This window comes from Arcicella sp. GW458-12-2-14-TSB2 (assembly GCF_059423785.1).
Window position 1 is genome coordinate 21,561 of record NZ_JBWKYN010000063.1, and the last position, 7,405, is coordinate 28,965.

Genomic DNA, 7,405 nt, shown 5'->3' on the forward strand with positions numbered 1-7,405 from the left:
GTAATAAATATACGTATGCAGTCGATATCACGCTTTTTTGATGGTGTAAAGTAAGCAAATCAATAAAAAATTGAGTAGCACAAATTGCCAAATATTCCTTCAAAATGTTCAATAGGTATGAATTTTTCAAATTAATATAAATAATATTATAAAATTGGCTCTGTATATGTAAAAATCAAATAGGTTTTTTATAAAATATACTATCGGGACAAAATAAAACTATGCTATATTATCGCCAATTATCATTAATATTTGAAAGTATTTTAAGCATTAATTCCTCAAATAAAAGACTGCTCCAAATTTTTATTTGGAGCAGTCTAGTCATCAATTAAGTCTTAGTAACCTGGATTTTGTGTAAATGCAGGACCTTCTACAGTACGATCTATTTCAGATTGTGGAATTGGTCTCAAAACATGGAAATCTTTTATATAAGGACTAGCCTCATTATTCCAAAGTTTTATACGTTTAACCAATGTCTTGGTACGTACTAAGTCGTGGAATCTCATCCATTCGCCAAATAATTCACGGCTTCTCTCATCCAAAATAAAGTCGACAGTTACATCTGATTCTTTGATTAACATAGCATCGGCTGCTGCGGCATTTTGAGCTGCGGAATTAGTCTTACGATATGCTGCTCTTTGACGAAGTACATTTAATAGTTCAGCAGCTTTTGCTTTATTACCTGATTGAAGGTAAGCCTCTGCTCCTACAAGATATACTTCTGCAAAGCGTGTAATCACAACTGGACGAGTTGAAGGGTCATTGAAGTTGCTTCCTCGGCTTGGATCCATGTGTTTCTTTATTGCAGGATAAACATCTGATTTCCAAAGGCTCGGTGGAACAATAATTCCTTTAAATGGTCTTGTGCCATTGAATTGTGGAGCTCCAACAACCTCAAAGTCTGGAAGCCAAACCGCAGTATCAACACCTATTTGAGTGGTATAACCAATACCTCTTTTGTTATTAGCGGCTGTTGCAGTATTCGTAATTGATTGATTAGCGATATACACGGTATAAAATGTATTCGCGAATCTTGAATCAATATCTCTTTTTACAAAAGCTTGGTCAAGAAAATAATTCTTCCCAGCAACGTCTCCAGTAGCTTGTTTAACGCTATTAGGACGAATACGTTGATATGGACGACCGTAATATGAATCACGAACCATCAATGAAGTACCTGAATTCACCAAAACACCACTCGCATTCACAGTTGAGTTAACGCCACTATTATTAGGGTAATTCCAGTTAGTAAACCAAGGTGTAAGATTTTGCCCAGCACCACCACTGGCACCACCACCCACAGAATAATATCCAAATTTTGCATCATTTGAGTGGTCACTTACAAACATCGTTTCTTTACCATAGTCATTAGCAGGTACGAAGGCATCACCGAAATCCTGCCATAAATCCAATCCGTAAGTTGCTTTATTAGCAATTATATCGCTTGATATTCTTGCTGCTTCGGCAAAATCTGTCTGTGAATTTGTTAACCATCCGCGTGTAAGGTAAGCCTTAGCCAAGAAGAACAGCGCAACAGGCTTAGTTGCTGCTTTACCTAAGAATGGAGCGGTTGGTTTATCTGGTAAATCAGCAGCCGCTTCAGTTAAATCTTTAATAATTAGTTTATAAACCTCGGATGCTGGGTCTCTTTTAGCAGCTTGAGAAGGAACTGTTATAAATTCAGTATGTAAAGGTACATCTCCCCAAGTCTGAACTAAATAAAAATACCAAAATGCTCTTAAAAACTTAGCTTGCGCAAGATATTGTTTTTTAGTTGCGTCTGGTAGGTCAATAGCTTGGCCAAATTTCAATACACCATTTAGTGTATTAATAGATGTAAATGATGATCCCCATGCCGAACCAAAGTTAGTACCATTGAGTCCGTTGAAAGTATGAACAGGACCACCCCCGCTACTTGCACCTTGAATAAACTCATCAGTTCCTGCTTGCATTTCTGAAGAGAAACCTTCAGTACCCCATTGGTTACGAATTTCATTATACACCCCTGCAATACCTCCAAGTACTCCCGCTGGACTATTGAAATATGAAGGTACGATTTGAGATTGTGGGTGTTCTTCAAGTATTTTTTCACAACCTAAACTTAAAAATAAAGTACAGGCTAGTATGGAAATTTTTATTTTTTTCATGTCGTTATCAATCATTAAAATTTAAGATTTACGCCTAAAGTAAATTGACGTACTGGCGGATTATTTAGGTTTACACTAATTACACGGTTAAAATTACCGCCCTGAATTGTATTACCATATCCATTTCCTTCTGGGTCAATCGCAAGTTTATCTTTTACTAATGGTGAATAAAGGATAAGTGGATTTGTTGCATTCACGTATATACGAGCAGAACTAATTCCAAGTCTACTAAGTATTTTTGTAGGTACAGTATAGCCAAAATTAATACTTCTCACTTTTATAAATGAACCATCTTGGTATTGTGTTGTAGATGTAAAATCTCTTACACCACCCCCTGCATTTGGTCTAGGGAAAGCATTTGTTGGGTTTTCTGTTGTCCAATAATCCATTACTAATTGGTTAGAACGGCCTTGGTTAAGGAATCCGAATCCAGAACCACCACCCGATGTTCCTGCCAAATAAGGAACTAATACTTTCATGCCCATACGTGCGTATGTAACGATTGATAAATCAAACCCTTTAAAACTAATTCTATTGGTAAAGCCACCTTCCCATTTTGGTTGGAAGTTACCAATAACTTTGCGGTCATTAGCATCAATTTTACCATTACCATCTACGTCTTCAACCCTAATTTCTCCTGGTACTTGTACTGGCGAGGTTTGTTTTGCCAACGTACCGTTGTCTTTATCTGATTGTTGCCATATCCCGATTTTGTTATAGTCATAGATAACTGTGAGGGGTTGTCCAACAAACCAAAAGTTTCCTTTATTATCTAATTCAGAAGGAGTTGTAAGCTGAGTAATTTTTTCACGATTAAAGAAATAAGTTACGTCAGTACTCCAATTAAAGCCATTTTTATTTCTAACAATATCGAATGTTAAAGAAGATTCAAACCCACTACCTTCGGTTTTTCCTAAGTTCTTCAATGCCGAGCCCGCTCCGTTACTTTGAGGAAGGTTTACAGAAAGTAAAATGTCTTTAGTATTTTGTTTATAAACATCAAATGAACCCGTGATTCGGTTATTTAATAACCCAATTTCCAAACCAAAATCAGATTGTGATGTTGATTGCCAACCTAAATTGCTTGCAGGTAAACTTGTTACTGTATAAGCAAGTGCTTGCCCAGCAGTTGTAGTACCGAAGTTATAATATCCAGACGATAATGCACCTAAAGTTGCATAAGCATCTACGTTACGGTTACCAGAAATTCCCCAACCACCTCTTAGTTTTAAGTTAGAAAAGACGGGAAGGTCTTTCATAAATGGCTCATCAATGATATTCCAACTCAAACCAATAGCAGGATAATTAAAATATTGATTTCCTGGCGATAATGTAGAAGAGCCGTCTCTACGGAAAGTAGCTGTTAGCGTATATTTATCATTGAACGTATAGTTCAAACGAGCCATATAAGACAATAATCCTGTTTCTCCGAAAGAGTTACCAAAACTAGTATTAGCCGTTACTGCTCCAGAAGCTAAAGTAAAGTTTGCAGTTTGAATATAATCGGCTGGTACACCTTTTACATTAAAATTGCTACCTAAATTATGGTTTTTTGTAATTTCATATAGCGCAGTTAACCCTATTTTATGTTTTTGAGCAAATACTTTATCATAATATAATAAGTGCTGTAAGTTCACATCCCAATACTCTGTATTTCTAATATCTGCACTTGATACACTTTGATCTGTTCCTGTGTTAACAAATGTATTCGGAGGGCTATAGCCATTAAAATGTACTTGGCTAAAGTTAAGACCAGCATTGAAGCGGTATTTAAGCCCATCGATGATATTTACTTCTGCATACAAGCTATTGAAAGTTCTCAAAGAACGCTCATTTGAAAGTATATCAGCTCCACGAGAGATAAGCGTCAAGGGGCTAACAGCTTGAGCTTCGATTGTACCTTTTTTAGGGTTTAAATTTACAGACCCATCAGCGTTATAGGCCGAAACTAATGGCGAAAGACGTACCAGTTCTGTTGGGATACCACCACCCGCAGGGTCGTTCTTGTGCGTCAAGGTATTAATTGTATTTAACCCAATTTTTACATGCTTCCCGATTTTTTGGTCTAATGTTGCACGTATAGTCGCACGGTCAAAGTTTTGGTTTGGCATAATTCCTGTTTCGTTGAAATAGCCAATTCCCATTCCATATTGCGTGTTTTCTACACCACCTTGTAAACCAAGTTGATGACTAGTATTAAACCCTTGTTTATACAATAAGCTTTGCCAATCTGTTGAAACGCCAGCAGCTAAATTCGCTTTTTCCTCATCTGTTAGAGGGTAAGCTGTTGTACCTGCACCTTGGGTATTATAAGCAGCGGACAAATCTTTGAACTTTGCATATTGTTCTCCATTCATCACATTGTATTTGCCCATTATATTAGTAATTCCATGATACCCATCATAAGTTAATACAGGCTTCCCAATTTTACCTCTTTTGGTCGTTACTAAAATAACCCCACCCGCACCACGCGAACCATAAATTGCCGTTGCAGAGGCATCTTTAAGAATTTCAATATTTGAAATATCATCTGGATTAATATCATTTAGCCCTCCATAAGGAATACCATCAACCACCACTAAAGGTCCATCAAGTCCGTCGCCATTACCAGTTGTCAGTGAGCGATTACCACGAATACGAATCGACGCTTGACTACCTGGAGTAGAACCATTACTTACGATTGATACCCCTGCGGCTCTACCCTTCAAAGAATTTAAAAGGTTTGGTGCTGGTACTTCTTTTAGGGTTGCCTCGGTAACCGACACAACTGAACCAGTTATGTCTCTTTTCTTTTGAGTACCATAACCTACAACGATAACTTCGCCCAACTCTCTGTTATCAGTAAGTAAGGTAACATCAATAACGGTTTTTGTACCAACGATAATTTCTTGTTTTATATACCCAACACTTGTAATAACAATCGTAGCATTTTTAGGTAAATTATTAAAGATATACTCCCCATTGCTATTAGCAACCGTACCGATATTTGTTCCTTTAATTAAAATTGAGGCTCCGGGGATTTCCTTCCCTGCATCTGTAGTAATACGCCCTTTCAGGGTTTGGGCACTCAGCGTAATACTCGAAATACAAAAGAAAATAATATACATCATAATAGTGTATAGTTTCTTTTTCCTTTGTAGGATTGGATAGTTGAATTGTTTCATAATGAATTAGGATATGATTGTTTTAATAAAAAATAACACTTAATTGCTGTCAATAGTAGTTTTGACGGTGTAAAGTAAAAAAAATGAAAAGCAAATATTTAGCACTAATCGTTAGATATGCATTTAAAATGTTTAATTGTATAAAAAAATGTCAATTTGACACATTTATAATCATATAATACCCCTATTTCGAGGCAATATCCCGTCTAAAAAGTAAAAAATAGGGTTTAATTGCCCATTTTAAATAGCACATGAATAAACTATAAGTCTGAATTCCTTATCTTGGTTTATATGATTCGCTTTAAATTGGTATTGAAGAAAAAGGGATTATATGTAGCAAAATTATAAAATGAGAAGGCACTACTAACTCAGGGTGGAATTCAACTCTGAGTTAGTAGTGCCTTGAAATGTCTTCAAATAATAAAGTAGCTTTATTTTCCTCTTTTTAACTTAATGTATTCGGTGGGCGAGATTTCGTATTTGATTTTAAAAGCTCGCGTAAAATAGTTTGGATTTGAAAAGCCAGCTTCATACGCAATTTGCGAAATTTTCATATCACTTTTTTCAAGCAATGGCAACGCTTTAGTCAATTTTATTGAACGGATATACTCTATTGGAGTTTCACCTGTAATCTTCAAGAGTTTACTATAAAGGGTTCCTCTACTCATATTCATTTTCTGGCTTAACTCTTCAATTGATAGCTCAGAATCATGAATGTGTTCATCAATGTATTTGTTTATTTTTAATAAAAATTTTTCGTCTTCCAAAACAACCTCTGTTTCAGATGTTTCAATATTAATTTGCTTTTTATAAGTATTTTTGAAAGTACTGTTTAGTTTTAAAAGGTTGTCTATTTTAATACTAAGCACCTCGAAACTGAACGGCTTAGTCAAATAGTCATTTGCTCCTGTTTTAAGCCCTTCTAGCTGTTCTACTTCATCAGTCAAAACAGTTAAAAGGATAACCGGAATGTGCTTTGTCCTTTCATCTTTTTTTATTTTGTTCACCATTTCTATTCCATCCATATTAGGCATATTGACATCACTCACGATGATTTCTGGATGTGATGATAATGCCTTTTGCCAACCCTGTTTCCCATCCGCAGCTTCGATGATTTTATATTTTGATTTTAAGCTTTCCCTCAAGAATATACGTAGGTCGTAACTATCGTCAACAATCAGGACTACAGGTTTTTCGGTAACCTCGATTTCATCCTCACTCTTTTCTATATACGACAAGCTTTCGGATTCATTTTTTTCGTCTTCTTTGTTGGTTTGATTAATTTTTTGTTGTTCTTTAATAAAAGGGAAATATAGCGTAAAAACACTTCCCTTATATTCTTCACTTGCCAATTTGATGGTTCCGCCATGTAACTTAACAAACTCCTGAGCAATAGATAAGCCAATTCCGCTACCTTGATTAAGAATGTGAGATGGACTACTTACTTGGAAAAACCTTTCAAAAACTTCTGCTTGCATATGGTGGGGTATACCAATGCCAGAATCGCCGATGATTAGTTCGATACCATTATTTGATAAAGATTTGATATGACAATACACATTACCATTTTCATTCGTAAACTTTATTGCATTTGAGAGTAAATTTATCAAAATACGCTCCATTTTATTTTTATCAAAATAAGTATTATACTCATCAATATTACTGGCAAATTCAAGATGAATGTTTTTTTGAGACGCAATATACTTAAATGAATCAAAGATTTCCTTCACCAATGGAACAAGGTCTTGTAGCACGGAATTCAACTTAAGTTCATTTTCCTCAATTTTCCTAAAATCAAGTAATTGATTAACAAGATTCAAAAGCCTTTTTGAATTTCTATTGATAAGATTGAGCATTTCAATTTTATCATTGTTTTTCTCTCGAAACAAAAGGTTTTCGACAGGATTCAAAATTAAAGTAAGTGGTGTTTTCAATTCATGACTCAAATTGGTCAAGAATTTAATTTTCAGTTGTTCCAATTCCATCCTACGCTCCGCCTCTGTTCTCTCTTGTTCTAGTGCAAATTCATTTTTTAATTTTTGTACTCCCCTTCTCCTTATCACCCATAAAGTAAATATTAATACTGCCAAATAT

3 protein-coding genes are annotated in these 7,405 nt (G+C 35.4%); all 3 read right to left on the reverse strand.

Features of this window, described 5'->3' with window-relative positions; all coding sequences use genetic code 11:
- Nucleotides 1-335 precede the first annotated feature (335 nt).
- Nucleotides 336-2,147 (reverse strand): RagB/SusD family nutrient uptake outer membrane protein, encoded by a 1,812-nt coding sequence (locus tag AC07XN_RS11015; protein WP_494743101.1) that lies wholly within the window; start codon nucleotides 2,145-2,147, stop codon nucleotides 336-338.
- Nucleotides 2,148-2,161: 14 nt separating this feature from the next.
- Nucleotides 2,162-5,257 carry a SusC/RagA family TonB-linked outer membrane protein gene (locus AC07XN_RS11020; protein ID WP_309918207.1) on the reverse strand — a complete coding sequence of 1,032 codons (3,096 nt, stop codon included), beginning with the start codon at nucleotides 5,255-5,257 and terminating at the stop codon, nucleotides 2,162-2,164.
- Nucleotides 5,258-5,742: 485 nt separating this feature from the next.
- Nucleotides 5,743-7,405, reverse strand: a 1,663-nt coding sequence (locus AC07XN_RS11025) for a hybrid sensor histidine kinase/response regulator transcription factor (RefSeq protein WP_494743102.1), incomplete at its 5' end; no start/stop codon positions are given.